The following is a 19,392-nucleotide window of genomic DNA, read 5'->3' on the forward strand; positions in this document are numbered from 1 at the left end:
TTCAGGTCCTTCCGTCGCGGTGGGTGCCTCGTGCGGGACGGCGGAAGTATCGCGTGACGGGAGTGGTCTACGCCATGGGGCGTGGGATCCTCGCCGTGGCCTCCCGCAGCCCCGCCAGGAACGCCTCCGTGGCCGAGGCCAGTGACCGCCCCCGCGGCGTCGCCGCGTACACCGCCCGCGCGGGGGCGTGCTCGTCGAGCACCGGCAGCAGGATGACCTTCGAGGTGCCCCGGCTGTTCCGCCCCAAGGCCCTGGTCGAGATCGAGATCGTGGCGGCGGTGCCCGGCGGCAGGTGATACTGCCGCGCATGAAGACAGCGAAGGCCGTGAACCTGGGCGTCCTGTTCCTGATAGAACTCGGCGCCCTCGCGGCCGCCGCCCGCTGGGGCTTCACCCGGGACGCGGCCACCCCCGCGCGGTGGCTGCTCGGACTCGCCGCGCCCGCCGTACTCGTCGTGCTCTGGGCGCTGTTCGGCTCGCGGAAGGCGTCGTACAAGACGCGCGGAGCGGTCCGCGTCGGCTTCGAACTGCTGTGGTTCGGGGCCGGGGTGCTCGCCCTGTTCGCCGCCGGGGCGGTGGGCTGGGGGATCGCCTTCGCACTGGTCTGCGCGATCAGCAAGGCACTGGCGGTCGTCTGGCGGCAGTGACCGGGTGATGGACACGATGGGAGGTACCCAGCGGACTTCGACGAGGAGGTACCACCGTGGCGGAGACCGGCAACGCCCGAGCGGACGCGGCCCGTGAGGCCGTCGTGGAGGCGGCCCTGCGACGACTCGACCTGGACGCCAAGGCCCGGCTCCTGTCCGGCCAGGACATGTGGAGCCTGCCGGCCCTGCCGGAGATCGGCCTCGCCTCCCTGGTCATGTCCGACGGCCCGATCGGCGTCCGGGGCGTGCGCTGGACCGCCGACGACCCGTCCGTCGCCCTGCCCTCCCCGACCGCGCTCGCCGCCACCTGGGACCCCGAACTGGCTTGCCGCGCAGGCGTCCTGCTCGCGCAGGAGGCCCGCCGCAAGGGCGTCCACGTCCTGCTCGCGCCCACCGTCAACCTGCACCGCTCCCCGCTCGGCGGCCGTCACTTCGAGGGCTACAGCGAGGACCCGTACCTGACCGGGCGCATCGGCACGGGCTATGTGACCGGCGTGCAGTCCGGTGGCGTCGCCACCACCGTCAAGCACTTCGTCGCCAACGACGCCGAGACCGACCGCTTCACCGTGGACAACCTCGTCGGCGAACGCGCCCTGCGCGAGCTCTATCTGGCGCCCTTCGAGGCGATCGTCGCGCAGGCCCGGCCCTGGGGCGTGATGACCGCCTACAACCAGGTCAACGGCACGACGATGACCGAACACCGCCACCTGGTCCAGGAAGTCCTGCGCGGCGAATGGGGTTTCGACGGCGTCAACGTCTCCGACTGGACGGCCGCCCGGTCGACCGTCGGCGCCCTCACCGGCGGCCTGGACGTGGCCATGCCCGGCCCGGTCACGGTGTACGGCGCGCCCCTCGCGCGGGCCGTGCGGGACGGCGAGGTCGACGAGTCCGCGGTCGACGCGGCCGTACGCAACGTGCTGCGGCTCGCCGCCCGCGTCGGCGTCCTGGACGGCGCCGAACCCGCGGTCACCGAGGTGCCCGGGCCGGTCGACGGGGCGGACCTGGCCCGCGAGATCGCCCGCCGCGCCTTCGTCCTGGTCCGCAACGAGCGCGGTGCCCTGCCCCTGACGGCCGGTGCGACCGTGGCGCTGACCGGCGCCGCCGCCCGCGAGGCCCGGGTCCTCGGCGGCGGCTCCGCCACCGTCTTCCCGGCCCGGATCGTCTCTCCCCTCGACGGCCTCACCGCGGCCCTCCCCGACGGCGCCCTGAGCTACGCGGTCGGCGCCGATCCGGACACCGAACTCGCCGTCGGCGGCCGCGACTTCACCCTGCGCGCCGTCTGCCGCGACGCCGCGGGCAACGTCCTCGGCACCGGCACGGCCCCCGGCGGCCAGATCCAGTGGCTGGGCTCCGACCTGCCCACGGGCGTCAGTCACGTGGCCTTGCACACCGTGGAACTGACCGGCACCTTCACCCCGCGCGAGAGCGGCCCGCACACCTTCGGCATCAAGGGCCTGGGCGCGTTCACGCTCACCGTCGGCGGCACGACGTACTACGACGACGTCCAGCGCCCGTCCGGCGGCGACCCCTTCGCCGTCTTCTTCGACGCCCCGGTGCCCCGCGCCCAGGCCGAACTCACCGCGGGCGAACCGGTCGACGTCTCCCTCACCCACGTGGTGACCCACCCGCGGGGCGTCCCCCTCAAGAACGTCATCTTCGCCCTGGCCCACCAGGGCCCCCCGCGGGACCCGGACGAACTGATCGCGGAGGCCGCCGAGGCCGCCCGGGGCGCCGACACCGCCGTCGTCGTGGTCGCCACCACCGAGCGGGTCGAGTCCGAGGGCTTCGACCGCCGGGACCTGCGGCTGCCCGGCCGCCAGGACGACCTGGTCCGCGCCGTCGCCGCCGCCAACCCCCGCACCGTCGTGGTCGTCAACTCGGGCTCCCCGGTGGAACTGCCCTGGCGCGACGAGGTCGCGGCCGTGCTGCTGAGCTGGTTCCCCGGCCAGGAGGGCGGCGCGGCCCTGGCCGACGTGCTGACCGGGGCGCACGAGCCCGGCGGCCGGCTGCCCACCACCTGGGGCTCCCTGCGCGACGCCCCGGTCACCCGGGTTGTCCCGGAGCACGGCGCGCTCGCCTACACCGAGGGCGTGTTCATCGGCTACCGGGCCTGGGAGAAGGCGGGCCGCACCCCGTCGTACGCCTTCGGGCACGGCCTCGGCTACACCGAGTGGACGTACGAGTCACTGGAGGTCGAGGGGACGACCGCGCGGATCCGCGTCCGCAACACCGGGGCGCGGGTGGGGCGGGAAGTGGTCCAGGTCTATCTGGCCCCGGGCGCCCCGGACGCCGAGCGCCCGGCGCGCTGGCTGGCGGGCTTCGCGGGCGCCGAGGCGGGACCCGGCCAGAGCGTCGAGGTCACCGTCGACCTCCCGCGACGCGCCTTCGAGGTCTGGGACGAGAAGGCGAAGGCGTGGGAGTTTGTGAAGGGTTCGTACGAGATCACGGCGAGCCGCTCCCTCACCGACCACCGTCTCGCCGCCACGATTAACGTCTGACCCGGGACGACAGTCCCCACCGAGCGGCCCCGGTCCGGGACCTGACCCCTGGACCGGGGCCAACGACCTCCCCACCGGCCCCCGCGGCACGGCGCGCCGAAGCGGCCCCGTCCCCGTGCGCCGGGGCGGCCCTACCCCCGTACGCCGAAGCCGTACACCGTCTCCGAGCGGAACACCCGGCCCGGGCGCAGCTGGGTGGTCGGGAAGTGCGGGTGGTTCGGGGAGTCCGGGAAGTGCTGGGTCTCCAGGGCCACGCCCCTGCCCGGGGCGAAGGGGGCGCCGAGGTGGTCACCGGTGTAGAGCTGGAGCCCGGGCTCGGTGGTCGCGACGGTCAGCAGCCGGCCGGACGCCGCATCGTGCAGCTCGGCCACCACCTCGGGCGCCTCGGTCAGGCCCTTGTCGAGGACGAAGTTGTGGTCGTACCCGGCGCCGACCTTGCGGGCCGTACGGAAGTCGAAGCGGGAGCCCGTCACGTCCTCCAGCACGCCGGTCGGGATCAGCTCCGCGTCGACCGGGGTGTACCGGGACGCGGCGAGCCGCAGTTCCTGGCCGCCCGCGTCGCCCGAGCCGGACAGGTCGAAGTAGCTGTGGTTCGTCAGGTTGAGCACGGTCGGCGCGTCCGTCACCGCCTCGTACGTGATCCGCAGCGCCCCGGACGCGTCCAGGGTGTAGGTGGCCGAGAGCTTCAGCCGGCCCGGGAAACCCCCCTCGCCGTGCGGGCTGACCCGGCTCAGGCGCACCCCGTGCCCGACCGGCTCCGCGTCCCAGACGCGCTTGTCGAACCCGTGCTCGCCGCCGTGCAGGCAGTTGCGCCCGTCGTTCGGCGCCAGGGCGTAGGTCAGGTCGTCCAGCGGGAAGTGGGCGCCCGCGATCCGGTTGGCGTACCGGCCGACGAGCGCGCCGAGGAACGGCTCCGGGTGCGCCAGATAACCGTCCAGGCCGGCGAACCCCAGCACGACGTCCGCCGCCCGCCCTCCCCCACTCTCGACTTCGCTCGAGCGGGGGGACCCCCATCGGTCCGGAACCTCCACGGACTGCACGATCCCGCCGTACGTCAGGACCCGCACACGCACCCCGGCGCGCTCCAGCGTCCAGCGGTGGACCGGGCGACCGTCGGAAAGCGCACCGAAAAGTTCGCTCATGTGGAAAACCCTAGGGCACCCCTAGGCGACCGGCTCCTCGGCCGTGATCGTCCGGTACGCGATGGCCGCGAGCCGCGCCTGGCCGTCCGTGCTCGGGTGGAACCAGTCCCAGTGGCTGAGCTGGTCGGTGCCGAACTCGTAGTCGAAGACCGCGCCGCCGTCGAAGCGGCACCTGCGGTCCTTGGCGCAGACCTCCTGCAGCACCCGGTTGTACGCCTCCACCCGCCGCTGCACCTTGTCCCGCCGCACTATGGCGGCCGTGTCCAGGTCGTCGGCGTCGTTCAGCATGGACGGGCAGATGCCCAGCTTCCACACCTGCTTGCCGAGCGGGTTCGTCCGGCCCTGGGACCACAGCCGCTTCAGGTTCGGCACGCTCGCGACGTACACCTGCGCCTTCGGCAGCGAGGTGCGCAGCGTGCGCATCGCCTCCTCGAACCCCGTGCGGAAGTCGGCCACCGAGGTCATCGCGCGGGCCGAGGACCGGCAGGCGTCGTTCGCCCCCGCCATCACCGTCACCAACTGGGGCCGACGGGTGACCGCCTCGGCCATCTGGGCGGGCAGATCGGCCATCCGGGCGCCGGTCACCGCGTAGTTCCAGCTGTTCTCGGCCGCCCTGGCCCGCCCCAGCAGCCGTACCGCCAGGCTGTCGACCTGGGAGCTGGTGCCGGTCGCCCAGGACACCTCGGGGCAGTCCGACAGCACCGTGCAGGCGTCGAAGCCGCGGGTGATGGAGTCGCCGACGGCGGCGATCGAGGACGGGCTGCGGTTCCACACCGGGCGCACCGGGGCCGTCTTCGCGCGGGTGCCGTCCGGCGCGGGGGAGTCGTCGCCCGCGGCGTCGCAACCGGCCAGGCCCAGGGCCGCCACGGCGGTGAGGGCGAGGACACTCCGCCGGCGCCGGCGTCGGTTTCGCATGCCGTGGTCCCTCTCCTGTTGTCGTGCCGTCATGGTCCCCAACCCATGACAACGCGCGAGGGTTCCCGGCGGGCGGCATGGAACGGCTCACACCCGTACAAGCGTCCCCCTGGGTGAATGGCGGGGGTTTCCTGGCACTGGGACCGACGGTACGTCACACTCCTTGCGCCGCCGCACGGTAGCCTCGCCATCAACGCGGCCGTCGACCAACTGCCGCCCAGCCAGTCCGCAAGATGTCCCGCTCTGCCCGGAGGTCCCGGTGACGACACGTGGAGTTCTGTACGTGCACTCCGCGCCGCGCGCGCTGTGCCCGCACGTCGAGTGGGCCGTCGCCGGGGTGCTCGGCACACGCGTCAACCTCGACTGGATCCGGCAGCCCGCGGCACCCGGCACCTGGCGTTCGGAGTTCTCCTGGCAGGGCGAGGCCGGCACGGCCTCCAAGCTCGCCTCGGCGCTGCGCGGCTGGCATCTGCTGCGCTTCGAGGTCACCGCGGAGCCCTGCCCCACCGCCGAGGGCGAGCGCTACAGCTGCACCCCCGACCTCGGCATCTTCCACGCCGTCACCGGCATCCACGGCGACATCCTCATCCCCGAGGACCGGCTGCGGGCGGCGCTGACGCGGTCTCAGCGCGGCGAGACGGACCTGGAGGCCGAGCTCGCCAAGCTGCTGGGCAAGCCGTGGGACGACGAGTTGGAGCCGTTCCGCTACGCCGGCGAGGGCGCCCCGGTCCGCTGGCTGCACCAGGTGGTGTAGAAACCCCGGCACCCCGGCACCTCGGCGCCGGGATCCGCACACGAGGAAGGGCCCCCACCGCCCGGTGGGGGCCCTTCACTTGCGTACCGGCGTCGCTCAGATCGTCCGGAACGCCAGGACCACGTTGTGACCGCCGAAGCCGAACGAGTCGTTCAGCGCGGCGATACGGCCCTCGGGGAGCTTGCGTGCCTCGCCGCGGACGACGTCCGCGTTGACCTCGGGGTCGAGGTCGTCGAGGTTGATGGTCGGCGGGGCGATCCGGTTCACCAGCGCGAGCACCGAGGCGACGGTCTCGATACCGCCGGCGCCACCGAGCAGGTGACCGGTCATCGACTTGGTCGCGGAGATCGCCATGTGGTCGACGTCGTCCCCGAACACCTTGCGCAGCGCCTTGATCTCGGCGACGTCACCCTGCGGCGTCGACGTGGCGTGCGCGTTGACGTGCACGACCTCGGCCGGCTTCAGGTCGGAGTTGTCCAGCAGGTTCTGCAGCGCGTGCGCGATGCCGTTGCCGGACGGCTCGGGCTGCGTGATGTGGTGGCTGTCGGCGGAGATGCCCTGGCCGACGGCCTCGACGTAGATCCGGGCGCCGCGGGCCTTCGCGTGCTCCTCGGACTCCAGGACGATCACGCCCGCGCCCTCACCGAGGACGAAGCCGTCGCGGCCGGAGTCGTAGGGGCGCGAGGCACCCTCGGGGTTCTCGTTGTTCTTGGACATCGCCATCATGTTGCCGAACGCGGCGATCGGCAGCGGGTGGATGGCCGCCTCCGTGCCGCCCGCGACGACGACGTCGGCGCGACCGGTGCGGATCATCTCGATGGCGTAGCCGATGGCCTCCGCCCCCGAGGCGCAGGCCGAGACGGGGGTGTGCACACCCGCGCGGGCGCCCAGCTCGATACCGACGTTGGCCGCCGGGGAGTTGGGCATCAGCATCGGCACGGTGTGCGGGGAGACGCGGCGTACGCCCTTCTCCTTGAGGATGTCGTACTGGTCGAGGAGCGTCGTGACGCCGCCGATGCCGGAGGCGATGACCGCGCCCAGCCGGTCCGGGTTCACGGACAGGTCCTCGCCGGCCCGGGCGGTGAAACCGGCGTCCTTCCAGGCCTCCTGGGCGGCGATCAGCGCGAACTGCGCGGACCGGTCCAGCTTGCGGGCCTGCGGACGCGGGATGATCTCACCCGGTTCGACGGCGATCTGCGCGGCGATACGGACCGGCAGCTCGGCCGCCCAGTCCTGCTCCAGAGGCCGGACGCCGGACTTGCCGGCGAGCAGGGCCTCCCAGGTCGAGGCTGCGTCGCCACCCAGCGGTGTGGTTGCGCCGATACCGGTGACGACCACGGTGCGATTGGTCGGGCTCACGGGAATTCTTTCTCCAACGGATACGGGAGGGCTACCCCCGCGTCAGCGGGGACTACGGCGCCACCGCCGGGTGGCGGGGCCTTGCAGCCTCGGTCTGAGGGGTGATCAGGCCTGGTGCTTGAGGATGTAGTCGGTGGCGTCACCGACGGTCTTGAGGTTCTTGACGTCCTCGTCCGGGATCTTGACGTCGAAGCGCTCTTCGGCGGCGACGACGACCTCGACCATGGACAGCGAGTCGACGTCCAGGTCGTCGGTGAAGGACTTGTCCAGCTGGACGTCCTCAACCGGGATGCCGGCGATCTCGTTCACGATGTCGGCGAGACCGGCGACGATCTCTTCCTGAGTGGCGGCCATGTCAGGCGCTCCTTCTTAGATATCCAGACGGTGTGTTGCGCCCACCGCGTCAGCGGCAGGAGGTGCGGCGCTCGTGCCGGACCACATGATCCGGCACGGAGTGCCTAGGGGAGGGTAACGACCGTGGCGGCGTAGACGAGACCCGCCCCGAATCCGATGACGAGCGCGGTGTCGCCGCTCTTCGCCTCGCCGGTCGCCAGAAGCCGCTCCATCGCGAGCGGGATCGAGGCGGCCGAGGTGTTGCCGGTGGTGCGGATGTCACGGGCGACCGTGACGTGCTCCGGCAGCTTGAGGGTCTTCACCATCGAGTCGATGATCCGCACGTTGGCCTGGTGCGGGATGAAGACGTCCAGGTCGTCCGAGGTGATCCCGGCCGCGTCCAGCGCCTGCTGGGCGACCTTCGCCATCTCGAACACGGCCCAGCGGAAGACCGCCTGGCCCTCCTGGGTGATCGCGGGGAACTTGACGTTGCCCTCGCTGTCCAGGGGGAGCTGGGACAGGTCGCCGATCCTGAACCGGTCCCACGGCACGGTCTGCTTGATGGTCTCGGACTTGTCGCCCTCGGAGCCCCAGACGGTCGGGCCGATGGCCGGCTCCTGCGCGGGGCCGACCACCACGGCGCCGGCGCCGTCGCCGAACAGGAAGGCCGTCGCGCGGTCCTCCAGGTCGGTCAGGTCGGACAGCCGCTCGACGCCGATGACGAGCACGTACTCGGCCGAGCCCTCGACGATCATGCCCTTGGCCAGGGTCAGTCCGTAGCCGAATCCGGCGCAGCCCGCCGAGATGTCGAAGGCTGCGGCCTTGTCGGTGCCCAGCTTGTCGGCGATCTCGGTCGCGACGGCCGGGGTCTGGCTGAAGTGCGAGACGGTCGAGACGACCACGGCACCGATCTGCTCCGCGGAGATGCCCGCGTCGGCGATCGCCTTGCCGGAGGCCTCGATCGCCATCGCGGCGACGGTCTCCTCCGGGCCCGCCCAGTGCCGGGTCTCGATGCCGGAGCGCGAACGGATCCACTCGTCGGACGAGTCGATCTTTTCGAGGATCACCTCGTTGGGCACCACACGGGTCGGCCGGTAGCCGCCGACACCGAGGATGCGCGCGTACGGGGCGCCCTTGCTGGGCTTGATCTTCGACATGATCGGTACGGCTCCTTGGGGTCAGGCGTTGGCGTGCTCGGCGATGAGCTCGCGGGCCGCGTCGAGGTCGTCGGGGGTCTTCAGGGCGAGCGTCTTGACGCCGGGCAGGGCGCGCTTGGCCAGGCCGGTCAGGGTGCCGCCGGGGCACACCTCGATCAGCGCGGTGACGCCGAGCTTCTGGAACGTCTCCATGCACAGGTCCCAGCGGACCGGGTTGGCCACCTGGCCGACCAGACGGTCGAGGACCGCGGCGCCGGTCGAGACGACCTGGCCGTCCTTGTTGGACACGTAGGTGACCGTCGGGTCGGCGGGCGCGAGGTCGGCGGCCGCCTGCGCGAGCGTCTCGACGGCGGGAGCCATGTGGTGCGTGTGGAAGGCGCCGGCGACCTTCAGCGGGACGACCTTGCGGACGCCCTCGGGCTTGTCCTCGTTCAGCGCGGCGAGCTGCTCCAGCGTGCCCGCGGCGACGATCTGGCCCGCGCCGTTGATGTTCGCCGGGGTCAGACCCAGCTTCTCCAGGTGCGCGACGGAGACCTCCGGGTCGCCGCCCAGGAGCGCCGACATGCCGGTCTCGGTGATCGCCGCGGCCTCGGCCATGGCCAGACCGCGCTTGCGGACGAGGGTGAGCGCGGCGGTGTCGTCCAGGACGCCCGCGAAGGCGGCCGCGGTGATCTCGCCGACGCTGTGGCCCGCGACCGCGCCCGGGGAGATGTCACCCAGTGCCGTGGCGGACAGGATCCCGGCGGCGACCAGCAGCGGCTGCGCCACCGCGGTGTCGCGGATGGCGGCCGCGTCGGCCTGGGTCCCGTAGTGGACGAGGTCCAGACCGAGGGCGTCGGACCAGCCGGCGACGCGGGCGGCGGCACCGGGGAGTTCGAGCCAGGGGGTCAGGAAGCCAGGCGTCTGGGCGCCCTGGCCGGGAGCGACGAGTACGAGCACTCTCACACTCTCTCTTGGGGACGGCCAAGGCCGCCCGTGAGGACAGGGACGAAGAACACGAGGGGGTTTTGTGGGCCCCCGACAAAAGGCTAGGGCTGAAGATCTCCATCGACCAGACGCCCGAGGATCAGCGCGATCCGCAGTGTGAACGCGGATCGTACATCGGATGGCGACCACCCGGTGACGTCAGTCACACGTCGGAGCCGGTAGCGCACGGTGTTCGGGTGAACGAAGAGCATCCGGGCGGCCCCCTCCAGGCTGCTCGCCTGTTCCAGGTAGACGGAGAGGGTCTCCAGGAGGGCCGATCCGGCCTCCTCCAGTGGTCTGTAGATCTCCTCCACCAACTGCTCGCGCGCACTGGGATCACCCATGATCGCGCGCTCCGGCAGCACGTCGTCGGCCAGGACCGGGCGCGGTGCGTCCTGCCAGGCGGAACAGGCCTTCAGGCCCGCCGCCGCGGCCTGCGCGGACCGGGTCGCCGTCAGCAGATCGGGCACCACCGGCCCCGCGACGACGGGTCCGGCGGCGAACGGGCCGATCAGTGACCGGGCCACGGCGATCGGGTTGTCGCTGCCGCCCGCGATGACGACCAGCCGGTCCCCGAGCACCCCGGTGAGCACCTGGAGCTTGGCGTGCCGGGAGGCCCGTCGGATGGCCTCCACGGTCAGCTCGCTGTCCCCGTCGGGCGCGGTCCCGAGCACCACGCACACGTGTTCGGGCGAGTTCCAGCCGAGCGCGGCGGCCCGGCTGACCGCGCCCTCGTCGGCCTCGCCGCTGAGCACGGCGTTGACCACCAGGGACTCCAGCCGCGCGTCCCAGGCACCGCGTGCCTCGGCGGCCTGGGCGTACACCTGGGCGGTCGCGAAGGCGATCTCCCGGGCGTACACGAGCAGCGCCTCCCGCAGCACCCGCTCGTCGCCGGGCGCCGCGACCTCGTCGATCGCGCTCTCCATGACCTCGATGGTGGTGCGCACCATCTCCACGGTCTGCCGCAGCGTGATGGCCCGGGTCAGCTCGCGCGGCGCGGTGCCGAACACGTCCGTCGAGATGGCCTGCGGGGCGTCGGGGTGCCGGAACCACTCGGTGAAGGCGGCGATGCCCGCCTGAGCCACGAGCCCGATCCAGGAGCGGTTCTCCGGCGGCATGGCCCGGTACCACGACAGCGTCTCGTCCATGCGCGCGATGGCCTGCGCGGCGAGGCTGCCGGACGACTTCTCCAGCCGCTTCAGGGTCGCGGCGTGCGCGTGCACGTCGTGCGCCGCGGGTGCGGACTTGCGTGTTTCGGGTTCGGGCACGGGACAAGACTGCCTTATCCGGACGGGAGCGTGCGCCGGTGGGTGGCGGGTGCGGGCCCGTGCGGGGTTCGGGGCGGGTCTACGGTGGTGCCGTGATGGACGTCAGGCGCGCCGCGGAGCGCTACCCGGGAGGAGAGCCGGAGGCCGGGATCGAGTCCCGCCACGCCTTCTCCTTCGGGCCGCACTACGACCCGGACAATCTCCGCTTCGGCGCGGTGCTGGCCTGCAACGAGGAGCGTCTGGCCCCGGGCGCCGGCTTCGACGAGCACCCGCACAGCCACACCGAGATCGTCACGTGGGTGGTCGAGGGCGAGCTGACGCACCGGGACTCGCAGGGTCACGAGACGGTGGTGCGGCCGGGCGACGTGCAGCGGCTGAGCTCGGCGGCGGGTGTCCGCCATGTGGAACGCAACGACGGGCCGGTCCCCCTGACCTTCGTGCAGATGTGGCTGGCCCCGCTCGAACCCGGCGGCACCCCCGCCTACGAGATCGTCCGGGGCATCGCCGACTCCACCCCGTACGCCGTCCCGCAGGCGGGAGCGCTGCTCCACGTGCGCCGCCTGGTGCCCGGCGAGCGGACCGCCGTACCGGACGCGGCGTACGTGTACGCGCACGTGGTGCGCGGCGAGGTCCGGCTGGCCGGGCAGGAGCTGGGGCCGGGGGACTCGGCGCGCGTCACGCGGCCAAAGGGGCTGGAGGCCGTGGCGGTCGGCACGGCCGAACTGCTGCTCTGGGAGCTGTCCGGCTAGCGGAGCTCCGCCAGCACGGCGTCCGTGAACGCCGGCCACGCCTCGATCGCCCAGGGCCCGAAGGCACGGTCGGTCAGGGCGACGCCCGCCGCCCCGGCGGCCGGGTCGATCCACAGGAACGTACCGGACTGCCCGAAGTGTCCGAAGGTGCGCGGGGAGGACGAGGAGCCCGTCCAGTGCGGGGACTTGGCGTCCCGGATCTCGAAGCCCAGCCCCCAGTCGTTGGGGTTGTGGTGTCCGTACCCCGGAAGCACGCCCTTCGTCGCCGGGTACTGGACCGTCATCGCCTCGGCGACCGTCCGAGGGTCCAGCAGCCGCGGCGCCTGCACCTCGGCGGCGAACCGCAGCAGGTCGTCCACCGTCGACACCCCGTCCTTCGCGGGCGAGCCGTCGAGTGTGGTCGACGTCATGCCGAGCGGCTCCAGCACCGCCTGGCGCAGGTACTCGGCGAAGGGGATGTCCGCCGCCTTGGCGATGTGGTCGCCGAGCTGCTCGAACCCGGCGTTGGAGTACAGCCGCCGCTCCCCGGGCGGGGCCGTCACCCGGTGCTCGTCGAAGGCCAGCCCGGAGGTGTGGGCGAGCAGATGACGGACCGTCGAACCCTGCGGGCCGGCGGGTTCGTCGAGCTCGATCGCCCCCTCCTCGTACGCGACGAGTGCCGCGTAGGCCGCGAGCGGCTTGGTGACCGAGGCCAGCGGGAAGCGCCGGCCGGCGGGTCCGTGGGTCCCCAGGACCGCGCCGTCGGCCCGTACGACCCCCGCGGCGGCGGTGGGGACGGGCCAGTTCTCGATCAGCGTCAGGCTCTGCAGCGACATGCCGTCGAGCCTAAGCGGCTCAGAGCGTCAGCTCCATCAAGGGGTCCGGCTTGGGCCGGAAGCCGAGCGAGTCGTAGAGGGGCCGGGCCTCGGCGGAGGCGGTGAGCTGCACCTGGCCCGCCCCGCGGGAGCGGAACCACTCCAGCAGCTCGGCCATGCACGCGCGCGCGTACCCGCGGCGGCGCGCGTCCGGGTCGGTGGCGACGCTGAAGACGAACCCGATCGTGCCGAGCGGATTGCCCGCCCGCCCGATCCGGTACTCCAGCGTGCCGACCGCCAGCGCGGCCAGCGCCCCAGGCCGCCGCGGATGGTCCACGACGAGGGCGGCGAAGTCCTCGTCCTCGGCGAGGCGGGTCCGCAGGGTCGGCAGGGACTCCCCGTGCCAGTGGGTGGAACCGCCGGCGGAGAAGACGGAGTCGATCATCACCTGGCGCAGGCGCAGTACTTCCGGGGCGTCCTCGGGCGTGGCACGGCGTGCGAGACTCATGGCCCGCACGTTAGCGATCACCCGCCCACGCGTCCCGCGGATTTCTTACCGGTGGACTTCTTACCGGGTACCGGCTTGCTTCGAGTGCACTCCAAGGCCATAGCGTGGGGCCATGACGGTGATGCAGACCACGCCCGCGGCCACCGAGCAAGCTCCGACCCCCGCCGACATCTGCTCCGCCCCGCCCCGGCGGCACCCACGCCCCGAGGGCCAGGACCGCTACACGATCAGCGAGGTCGTCGCCTTCACCGGCCTGACCGCCCACACCCTGCGCTGGTACGAGCGGATCGGTCTGATGTCCCACATCGACCGCTCGCACACCGGTCAGCGCCGCTACAGCAACCGCGACCTGGACTGGCTGGACTTCGTGAACAAGCTACGGCTGACCGGCATGCCGGTCGCGGACATGGTCCGGTACGCGGAACTGGTGCGCGAGGGCGAGAGCACCTACGCCGAGCGGCAGGAACTCCTCGAATCGACCCGCCGGGACGTGCTGGCCCGGATCGACGAACTCCGGGACACCCTCGCCGTACTCGACCGCAAGATCAGCTTCTACGCACAGGAGAAGCCGAGCCGGGCCGCGAACAGCGCCTAGAGCTGCGCGAGGAGTTCCGCCTTCTTCGTGGCGAACTCCTCGTCCGTCACCAGGCCGGCCCGGTGCAGCTCCCCGAGGTGGCGGATCCGCTCGGCGATGTCGGCGGGGTCCCGGCGTCCCGGCGCGGCCGGCACCGCGGCGACCGGACCCCGGGCCCGTACCGCCGCGAGGACCGCGGCCGCGAAGGGCAGCGACTCGTGCACCGGTCCGTAGCCGAGGCCGAAGACGACGGACGCGGGGTCCTGGTCCGGCTGGAGCGGCTGCTGCTCGGCGCCCGCGTCCCGGGCCAGCAGCCGCAGGTGGCCCTCGAAGACCTCGGGGGAGCGCCACTCGACGCCGCTCAGCTCGGTGACCGGGAAACTCTGGTCCCCCGCCTTCCACTTGGTGGAGGAGGCGCCGGTCCAGGACCAGCGGAAGCGCACGGCCCTGCCGTCGAAGGACACCTTCGCGTCGTACGCCTTGAAGTGCAGGGGCGCCTCGGGGGCGGGGACCAGATGGCGTTCGGCCGGGCCGGACTCGCTGAGCTGCGCCCGGAGTTCGTCCGCGTAGTACTCGGCGAGGGTCTCGCGCTCGGCCGGCAGCACCAGCCGGTAGGGATCGCAGCCCTCCTTCAGCTGCCCGTCGGCCGCCTCCATCAGCGGATCGGCGCCGGGACGGGGCTCGGCGCGCAGGACGACGGTGCCGCGCTTGCCGGGGGTGAGGGTCACGCCCGAGAGCGCCGCGAGCGGGACGCGCCGTTCCCCCAGAACCTGGAAGAGCTTGGGTGTTCGAATCCCTCGTTCGTAACGGATGAGCACAGAGTCGGACTCGAACTCCCAGGCGGCATGAAATCCGGCCAGTACGTCACCCATGCGGCTCATCGTATGCGGCACGCGCTCCTCCGTCGCCACCCCACGCAGACCGCAGTTTCTTCGCCTCTACGCGCGTCAGGCCGTCTCGGTGCCGGACAAACCCGCCCGGCAGACCTGGTCTTCGCGGGCGCACGTCACCGAGCGGTACGCGCCAACCCCGATGTCGGCGAGGTTGTGCAGGCTGTCCGTGCCCGGCTCGAAATAGCCGCTGTGTCCCTGGGCGTCATGTGCTGACAGCACCCGTGCGCCGAATCCTCCGGACACCGGATCGGCGCCGTGCCCGAGGCCGCCGACCTCCAGGTACGGCACGTCCTGGACCCAGTCGGTGGCGTCCCGCATCGCCCACACCCGGGCCCGGGTGTGCAGGTGCGCGGCCTTGGCGACCCGCATGCCGGGGCTGGCGGCCACCGCTATGTCGGCCACCCGGCGCGGCATCGCGTGGGCCGCGACACCGCAGACCACCGAGCCGTAGCTGTGGCAGAACATCTGCACGGGCGCGCTGCCGGGGAGCGCGCGCAGCAGGGCGTTCAGGCGTACGGCGCCGTCCTCGGCGCGCATCGCGGTGGCCGCGTCCACGCCGAGCCCGGCGGGCGCGGTGTAGTCGGCCCAGGCGATCACGGCCGCACGGACCCCGGGACTCGCCGCCCGCTCCGCCGCGTACAGCGCCTTGGCCATGCCGACCGGCGCCGAGTACGGGCGGTACGTCTTCTGGAAGGTGAGCAGGTCGGTGTCGACGCCGGGGACGACGACGGAGATCCGCTCGGCCTTCGGCAGGTTCCCGAACACCTCCGCGACCCGGCCCGAGCCCTCGGGGTCGAAGGCGAGGATCTTCCGGCCCCCGGCCAGCAGGTCCTCGAAGCGGTGCATCCGCCTGCCCGCCTGCTGCTGCCCGGCCGGCGAGAGCCGGCTGTCGTGCATCCGCTTCTTGTCGACCTTGCGCGCCTGGTCGAGCGCGATGTGGTTGGCGCGGTAGCGCAGTTCGACGGGGGCGCCGTTCATGTTGCCGACCGCGAGCGGGTAGCGGTGCGCGAGGCGCCGGCTCTCCTGCGCGGTCAGCGAGGCGAAGAAACGGGCGATCCGCGCGGGGGACGCCTCCGGGTCCGGCAGCCGGTGGCCGTGCAGGTGACCGTGCTCCCACTTGGTGAGCGAGGCCTGCAGGGCGCTCGCCTCCCGATGGCTGCGCAGGGCGGTCCAACCGGTGGTCGCGAGCATCACGAACACCACGCCCAGGGCGAGCAGCGCGCGCCAGACGTTGAGTTGCGGGGAGGTTTCGAAGGAAGTCACTGGGAGGACACACTAGGAGAACGGGAGGGTCTCGCGGTAACCGAGTGACAGGTATCACGTTTCGGCGGACGTGATACCCGCCTCAGTGGTCGCGCCAGCTCCCGGCCAGGGCGGGTCCGACCTGGTCGAGGTAGGTGGCGGTGAGGGTCCGGATCGCCTCCAGGCTGAAGTCCTCGCCGGTGCTCCACTGACGCTCCGTCACCCGTATCACTCCGCCGAAGACGGCCACGACCAGGCGCGGTCGAGGGTCGGTCGCGACGTCGACACCCTCGCGCTCGGCGAGCACGCGCGCGATCGTCTCCTCGATGGCCGCGGAGCGGCGCAGATGGGCGGCGAGCAGGGCGGGCGTCGACTCGATCGTCCGGTACATGCGCAGATACAGCTCGACCGGGACGGCCGACTCGACGGTCTCGCGGATCTCGTCCCAGCCCTCCAGGATCGCCTGGCGCAGGGCCTCCATCGGCGCCTCGTGCGCCGGGCGGGCCCGCACCGCCGCCAGGAAGTGCGCCTCGGTCATCTCCTGGACGGCGAAGGCCACCTCCTCCTTGCCCGCGAAGTAGCGGAAGAAGGTGCGCTGCGAGACGTCGACGGCCTCGGCGATCTCGTCGACGGTGGTGTGCTCGTAACCCTGCGTGGTGAACAGTTCGAGAGCGGCCCGCAGCAGCGCCTCCCGGGTGCGGCGCTTCTTGCGCTCGCGCAGCGTCTCCATCGGCCTCTCCCCGTTGAACGTCTTTCGCGCTCAGGGTATGCGCCAGTGACATGTCAGTTACCGACTTGTGAATTGGTTTGTCAATTGTCAGCGGCTGTCACTAGCCTCGAAGGTATGACTAGTCAGACCACCATCGACACGGCGGGGTCGGGGGACAAGGCGGACCGGGTTCCGTCCGCCCCGTCGGGCCCGGCCCCGGCCCCGGGCCTGCGCGGCCACCCGTGGCTCACCCTCATCACCGTCGCCGTAGGGGTCATGATGGTGGCCCTGGACGGCACCATCGTGGCCATCGCCAACCCGGCCATCCAGAAGGATCTCGGCGCCACCTTCGCGCAGGTCCAGTGGATCACCAACGGTTACTTCCTGGCCCTCGCGGTCTCGCTGATCACCGCCGGCAAGCTCGGCGACCGCTTCGGCCACCGGCAGACCTTCCTGATCGGTGTCGTCGGCTTCGCCGCCGCCTCGGGCGCCATCGGGCTGTCCGACAGCATCGGGCTCGTCGTCACCTTCCGCGTCTTCCAGGGCCTGTTCGGCGCGCTGCTGATGCCGGCCGCGCTCGGCCTGCTGCGGGCCACCTTCCCGGCCGAGAAGCTCAACATGGCGATCGGCATCTGGGGCATGGTGATCGGCGCGTCCACCGCGGGCGGCCCGATCCTCGGCGGTGTCCTCGTCGAGCACGTCAACTGGCAGTCCGTCTTCTTCATCAACGTGCCGGTCGGCCTGATCGCCCTCACGCTCGGTCTGCTGATCCTGCGCGACCACCGCGCCGCCCTCGGGCGGAGCCCGGAAAATGGATACAGCGCGCCGCGCTCCTTCGACGTACTGGGCATCGCCCTGCTGTCGGGCGCGATGTTCTGCCTGGTGTGGGCCCTGATCAAGGCGCCGAGCTGGGGCTGGGGCGACGGGAAGACGTGGGGCTTCATCGGCGCCTCGGCGGTCGGCTTCCTCCTCTTCTCCTTCTGGGAGACGAGGGTCAAGGAGCCGCTGATCCCGCTGGGCCTGTTCCGCTCGGTCGCGCTGTCGGCGGGTGTGGTCCTCATGGTCCTCATGGCCATCGCCTTCATGGGCGGCCTGTTCTTCGTGACGTTCTACCTCCAGAACGTCCACGGCATGAGCCCGATCGACGCCGGCCTCCACCTCCTGCCCCTCACCGGCATGATGATCGTCGGCTCGCCGCTGGCCGGCGCCATGATCACCAAGCTGGGCCCGAGGATCCCGCTGGCCGGCGGCATGGTGGCCACCGCGGTCGCCATGTACGGCATGTCCACGCTTGAGGCGGGCACCGGCAGCGCGATCATGTCGCTCTGGTTCGCCCTGCTGGGTCTCGGTCTCGCGCCGGTCATGGTCGGCGCGACCGAGGTCATCGTGGGCAACGCGCCCATGGAGCTGTCCGGTGTGGCCGGCGGCCTCCAGCAGGCGGCCATGCAGATCGGCGGCAGCCTCGGTACGGCCGTGCTGGGCGCCGTGATGGCCTCCAAGGTCGACAGCGACCTGCCGGGCAACTGGGCCGGCGCGGGGCTGCCGAAGCTCACCCCCGCCCAGCTCGACCAGGCCTCCGAGGCGGTCCAGGTCGGTGTCGCGCCGCTGGCCAAGGGCACGCCGGACGAGCTCGCCGCGAAGATCACGTCGGTGGCGCACGACACGTTCATCTCCGGCATGAGCCTGGCCTCGCTGGTCGCGGCCGGCGTCGCGGCGGTGGCGGTGCTCGTGGCACTCCTGACGAAGCGGGGCGAGCACGCCGAGAACGCTGCGTCGGGAGCGGGTGTGGGCCACATCTGAGCCCGCGTTCGGGCCCGGTCCCCGGGCCGCCCCCCAAACCGGATCTGGCCGAAGTTCGCCTATCAGGGTGACTCCGCTAAAGATCCCTCGCTTCCGGTACGCGCCGCAGGTCACAGTGGGTCAAGTCCTCCGCAGGGCATGGGGGATGCCAGGGCCGCGGCGCGCTGCCGGAGGGGGGCAGCGCGCCGGCCCCCGGCGGTTCGGCCGAGTCGCCCGCGGGTGACTGCGCGTCGCCGCTCCCGGAGGCTCCGCCCTCGGCTGCCCGTCCGGCCCGGACGAGGGACAGCGCGGCCACCTCCGCCCGCAGGGCCCGTACCTCCTCGGTGAGCGACTCGATGGCTTCCGTCTGGCGCCGCTCCTCCACGTCGTCCTTCTCGAAGCGGGCGATGAACCACGCGGCGATGTTCGCGGTCACCACACCCAGCAGCGCGATCCCGGACAGCATCAGGCCGACCGCGATCATCCGGCCGAGCCCGGTCGTCGGCGCGTGGTCCCCGTACCCGACGGTCGTCATCGTCGTGAACGACCACCACACCGCGTCACCCAGCGTGCGGATGTTCCCGTTCGGCGACTCCCGCTCCACCGAGAGCACGGCGAGCGAGCCGAACATCAGCAACCCCACCACGGCACCGGCGACATACGTCGTCAGCCGGATCTGCGAGGCCATCCGCGCCCGCCGCCCCACCAGCAGCAGTGTCGAGACGAGCCGCAGCAGCCGCAGCGGCTGGAGGATCGGCAGCACCACCGCGCACAGGTCCAGCCAGTGCGTGCGCACGAACTCCTTGCGCCGGGGCGCCATCGCCAGCCGCATCAGATAGTCCGTGGCGAAGGAGCCCCACACCACCCACTCCACCACCGTGCACACGGCCGTCAGGGAGTGCCCCGCCGAACTGTCCACGATCGGCACGGCATAGGCGACCGCGAAGGCCACCGCGAGGGCCAGCAGGGGCCGTTGGGTGAGGTGTTCCCAGCGAGCCTGCGCCGATTGTTCCGCCATGCCCGCATCGTAAGGAAAACACCAGGGCGGTGGGGCATCGAGCCCCACCGCCCTCGGCTGTTCAAGAACCGCTCAAGCGGCGTTGTCG

At 72.2% G+C, this 19,392-nt stretch carries 20 protein-coding genes; 7 read left to right on the top strand and 13 right to left on the bottom strand.

Annotated features, from left to right (window positions below):
- Nucleotides 1–53 precede the first annotated feature (53 nt).
- The 3 genes from IPZ69_RS47390 to IPZ69_RS13380 are packed head-to-tail and all read left to right on the top strand — an operon-like array spanning nucleotide 54 to nucleotide 3,144.
- Nucleotides 54–296 (top strand): hypothetical protein, encoded by a 243-nt coding sequence (locus tag IPZ69_RS47390; RefSeq protein WP_308407455.1) that lies wholly within the window; start codon nucleotides 54–56, stop codon nucleotides 294–296.
- 11 nt (nucleotides 297–307) lie between these two features.
- Complete coding sequence (locus IPZ69_RS13375) at nucleotides 308–646, top strand: YrdB family protein (protein ID WP_235454316.1); 339 nt, start codon at nucleotides 308–310, stop codon at nucleotides 644–646.
- 56 nt (nucleotides 647–702) lie between these two features.
- On the top strand, nucleotides 703–3,144 hold the full coding sequence (locus IPZ69_RS13380) for a beta-glucosidase family protein (protein ID WP_235454317.1): 2,442 nt from the start codon (nucleotides 703–705) through the stop codon (nucleotides 3,142–3,144).
- Nucleotides 3,145–3,275: 131 nt separating this feature from the next.
- On the opposite strand, the gene IPZ69_RS13385 is transcribed toward IPZ69_RS13380, so the two are convergent.
- Nucleotides 3,276–4,286 (bottom strand): aldose epimerase family protein, encoded by a 1,011-nt coding sequence (locus IPZ69_RS13385; protein WP_235454318.1) that lies wholly within the window; start codon nucleotides 4,284–4,286, stop codon nucleotides 3,276–3,278.
- Nucleotides 4,287–4,307: 21 nt separating this feature from the next.
- Nucleotides 4,308–5,201: an SGNH/GDSL hydrolase family protein gene (locus tag IPZ69_RS13390; RefSeq protein ID WP_235454319.1), complete on the bottom strand. Its 894-nt coding sequence runs from the start codon at nucleotides 5,199–5,201 to the stop codon at nucleotides 4,308–4,310.
- Between the two features lie 259 nt (nucleotides 5,202–5,460).
- On the opposite strand from IPZ69_RS13390, the gene IPZ69_RS13395 reads away from it, so the two are divergent.
- Nucleotides 5,461–5,955: a DUF3145 domain-containing protein gene (locus IPZ69_RS13395; protein WP_235454320.1), complete on the top strand. Its 495-nt coding sequence runs from the start codon at nucleotides 5,461–5,463 to the stop codon at nucleotides 5,953–5,955.
- A 96-nt stretch (nucleotides 5,956–6,051) separates the two neighbouring features.
- Here the strand turns inward: IPZ69_RS13395 and fabF are convergent, their stop codons facing one another.
- The 5 genes from fabF to IPZ69_RS13420 form a co-directional block, all read right to left on the bottom strand.
- Complete coding sequence (gene fabF, locus IPZ69_RS13400; RefSeq protein WP_235454321.1) at nucleotides 6,052–7,314, bottom strand: beta-ketoacyl-ACP synthase II; 1,263 nt, start codon at nucleotides 7,312–7,314, stop codon at nucleotides 6,052–6,054.
- Nucleotides 7,315–7,419: 105 nt separating this feature from the next.
- Nucleotides 7,420–7,668 (bottom strand): acyl carrier protein, encoded by a 249-nt coding sequence (locus tag IPZ69_RS13405; RefSeq protein ID WP_015660680.1) that lies wholly within the window; start codon nucleotides 7,666–7,668, stop codon nucleotides 7,420–7,422.
- A gap of 104 nt (nucleotides 7,669–7,772) precedes the next feature.
- Nucleotides 7,773–8,804 carry a ketoacyl-ACP synthase III gene (locus IPZ69_RS13410; RefSeq protein WP_235454322.1) on the bottom strand — a complete coding sequence of 344 codons (1,032 nt, stop codon included), beginning with the start codon at nucleotides 8,802–8,804 and terminating at the stop codon, nucleotides 7,773–7,775.
- 21 nt (nucleotides 8,805–8,825) lie between these two features.
- On the bottom strand, nucleotides 8,826–9,743 hold the full coding sequence (locus IPZ69_RS13415; RefSeq protein WP_235454323.1) for an ACP S-malonyltransferase: 918 nt from the start codon (nucleotides 9,741–9,743) through the stop codon (nucleotides 8,826–8,828).
- A gap of 89 nt (nucleotides 9,744–9,832) precedes the next feature.
- Nucleotides 9,833–11,038: a PucR family transcriptional regulator gene (locus tag IPZ69_RS13420; RefSeq protein ID WP_235454324.1), complete on the bottom strand. Its 1,206-nt coding sequence runs from the start codon at nucleotides 11,036–11,038 to the stop codon at nucleotides 9,833–9,835.
- Nucleotides 11,039–11,133: 95 nt separating this feature from the next.
- Here IPZ69_RS13420 and IPZ69_RS13425 point away from each other — a divergent pair, with 95 nt between their 5' ends.
- On the top strand, nucleotides 11,134–11,787 hold the full coding sequence (locus IPZ69_RS13425) for a pirin family protein (RefSeq protein WP_235454372.1): 654 nt from the start codon (nucleotides 11,134–11,136) through the stop codon (nucleotides 11,785–11,787).
- On the opposite strand, the gene IPZ69_RS13430 is transcribed toward IPZ69_RS13425, so the two are convergent.
- Nucleotides 11,784–12,602, bottom strand: a complete 819-nt coding sequence (locus tag IPZ69_RS13430; RefSeq protein WP_235454325.1) for a serine hydrolase domain-containing protein — start codon at nucleotides 12,600–12,602, stop codon at nucleotides 11,784–11,786. The genes IPZ69_RS13425 and IPZ69_RS13430 overlap by 4 nt on opposite strands.
- 19 nt (nucleotides 12,603–12,621) lie before the next feature.
- Nucleotides 12,622–13,089, bottom strand: coding sequence for a GNAT family N-acetyltransferase (locus IPZ69_RS13435; protein WP_235454326.1), 468 nt, complete (start codon nucleotides 13,087–13,089; stop codon nucleotides 12,622–12,624).
- 112 nt (nucleotides 13,090–13,201) lie between these two features.
- On the opposite strand from IPZ69_RS13435, the gene IPZ69_RS13440 reads away from it, so the two are divergent.
- Complete coding sequence (locus IPZ69_RS13440; protein WP_235454327.1) at nucleotides 13,202–13,684, top strand: MerR family transcriptional regulator; 483 nt, start codon at nucleotides 13,202–13,204, stop codon at nucleotides 13,682–13,684.
- Here IPZ69_RS13440 and IPZ69_RS13445 read toward each other — a convergent pair.
- The 3 genes from IPZ69_RS13445 to IPZ69_RS13455 all read right to left on the bottom strand — a co-directional run bounded on the left by IPZ69_RS13445 (nucleotide 13,681) and on the right by IPZ69_RS13455 (nucleotide 16,528).
- Entirely contained in the window at nucleotides 13,681–14,544 is an 864-nt protein-coding gene (locus tag IPZ69_RS13445) for a DUF4429 domain-containing protein (protein WP_235454373.1), read from the bottom strand. The genes IPZ69_RS13440 and IPZ69_RS13445 overlap by 4 nt on opposite strands.
- 66 nt (nucleotides 14,545–14,610) lie before the next feature.
- Entirely contained in the window at nucleotides 14,611–15,819 is a 1,209-nt protein-coding gene (locus IPZ69_RS13450; RefSeq protein WP_235454328.1) for an alpha/beta hydrolase, read from the bottom strand.
- A gap of 82 nt (nucleotides 15,820–15,901) precedes the next feature.
- On the bottom strand, nucleotides 15,902–16,528 hold the full coding sequence (locus IPZ69_RS13455; RefSeq protein WP_235454329.1) for a TetR family transcriptional regulator: 627 nt from the start codon (nucleotides 16,526–16,528) through the stop codon (nucleotides 15,902–15,904).
- A 114-nt stretch (nucleotides 16,529–16,642) separates the two neighbouring features.
- Here IPZ69_RS13455 and IPZ69_RS13460 point away from each other — a divergent pair, with 114 nt between their 5' ends.
- The gene (locus IPZ69_RS13460; RefSeq protein ID WP_235454330.1) at nucleotides 16,643–18,307 is read left to right on the top strand and encodes an MFS transporter; all 1,665 of its coding nucleotides are present in this window, start codon (nucleotides 16,643–16,645) and stop codon (nucleotides 18,305–18,307) included.
- Nucleotides 18,308–18,383: 76 nt separating this feature from the next.
- Here the strand turns inward: IPZ69_RS13460 and IPZ69_RS13465 are convergent, their stop codons facing one another.
- Nucleotides 18,384–19,304 (bottom strand): potassium channel family protein, encoded by a 921-nt coding sequence (locus IPZ69_RS13465; RefSeq protein ID WP_235454331.1) that lies wholly within the window; start codon nucleotides 19,302–19,304, stop codon nucleotides 18,384–18,386.
- Nucleotides 19,305–19,392: the final 88 nt, after the last annotated feature.

The organism is Streptomyces olivochromogenes (assembly GCF_021538895.1).
Lineage (GTDB): Bacteria > Actinomycetota > Actinomycetes > Streptomycetales > Streptomycetaceae > Streptomyces > Streptomyces olivochromogenes_A.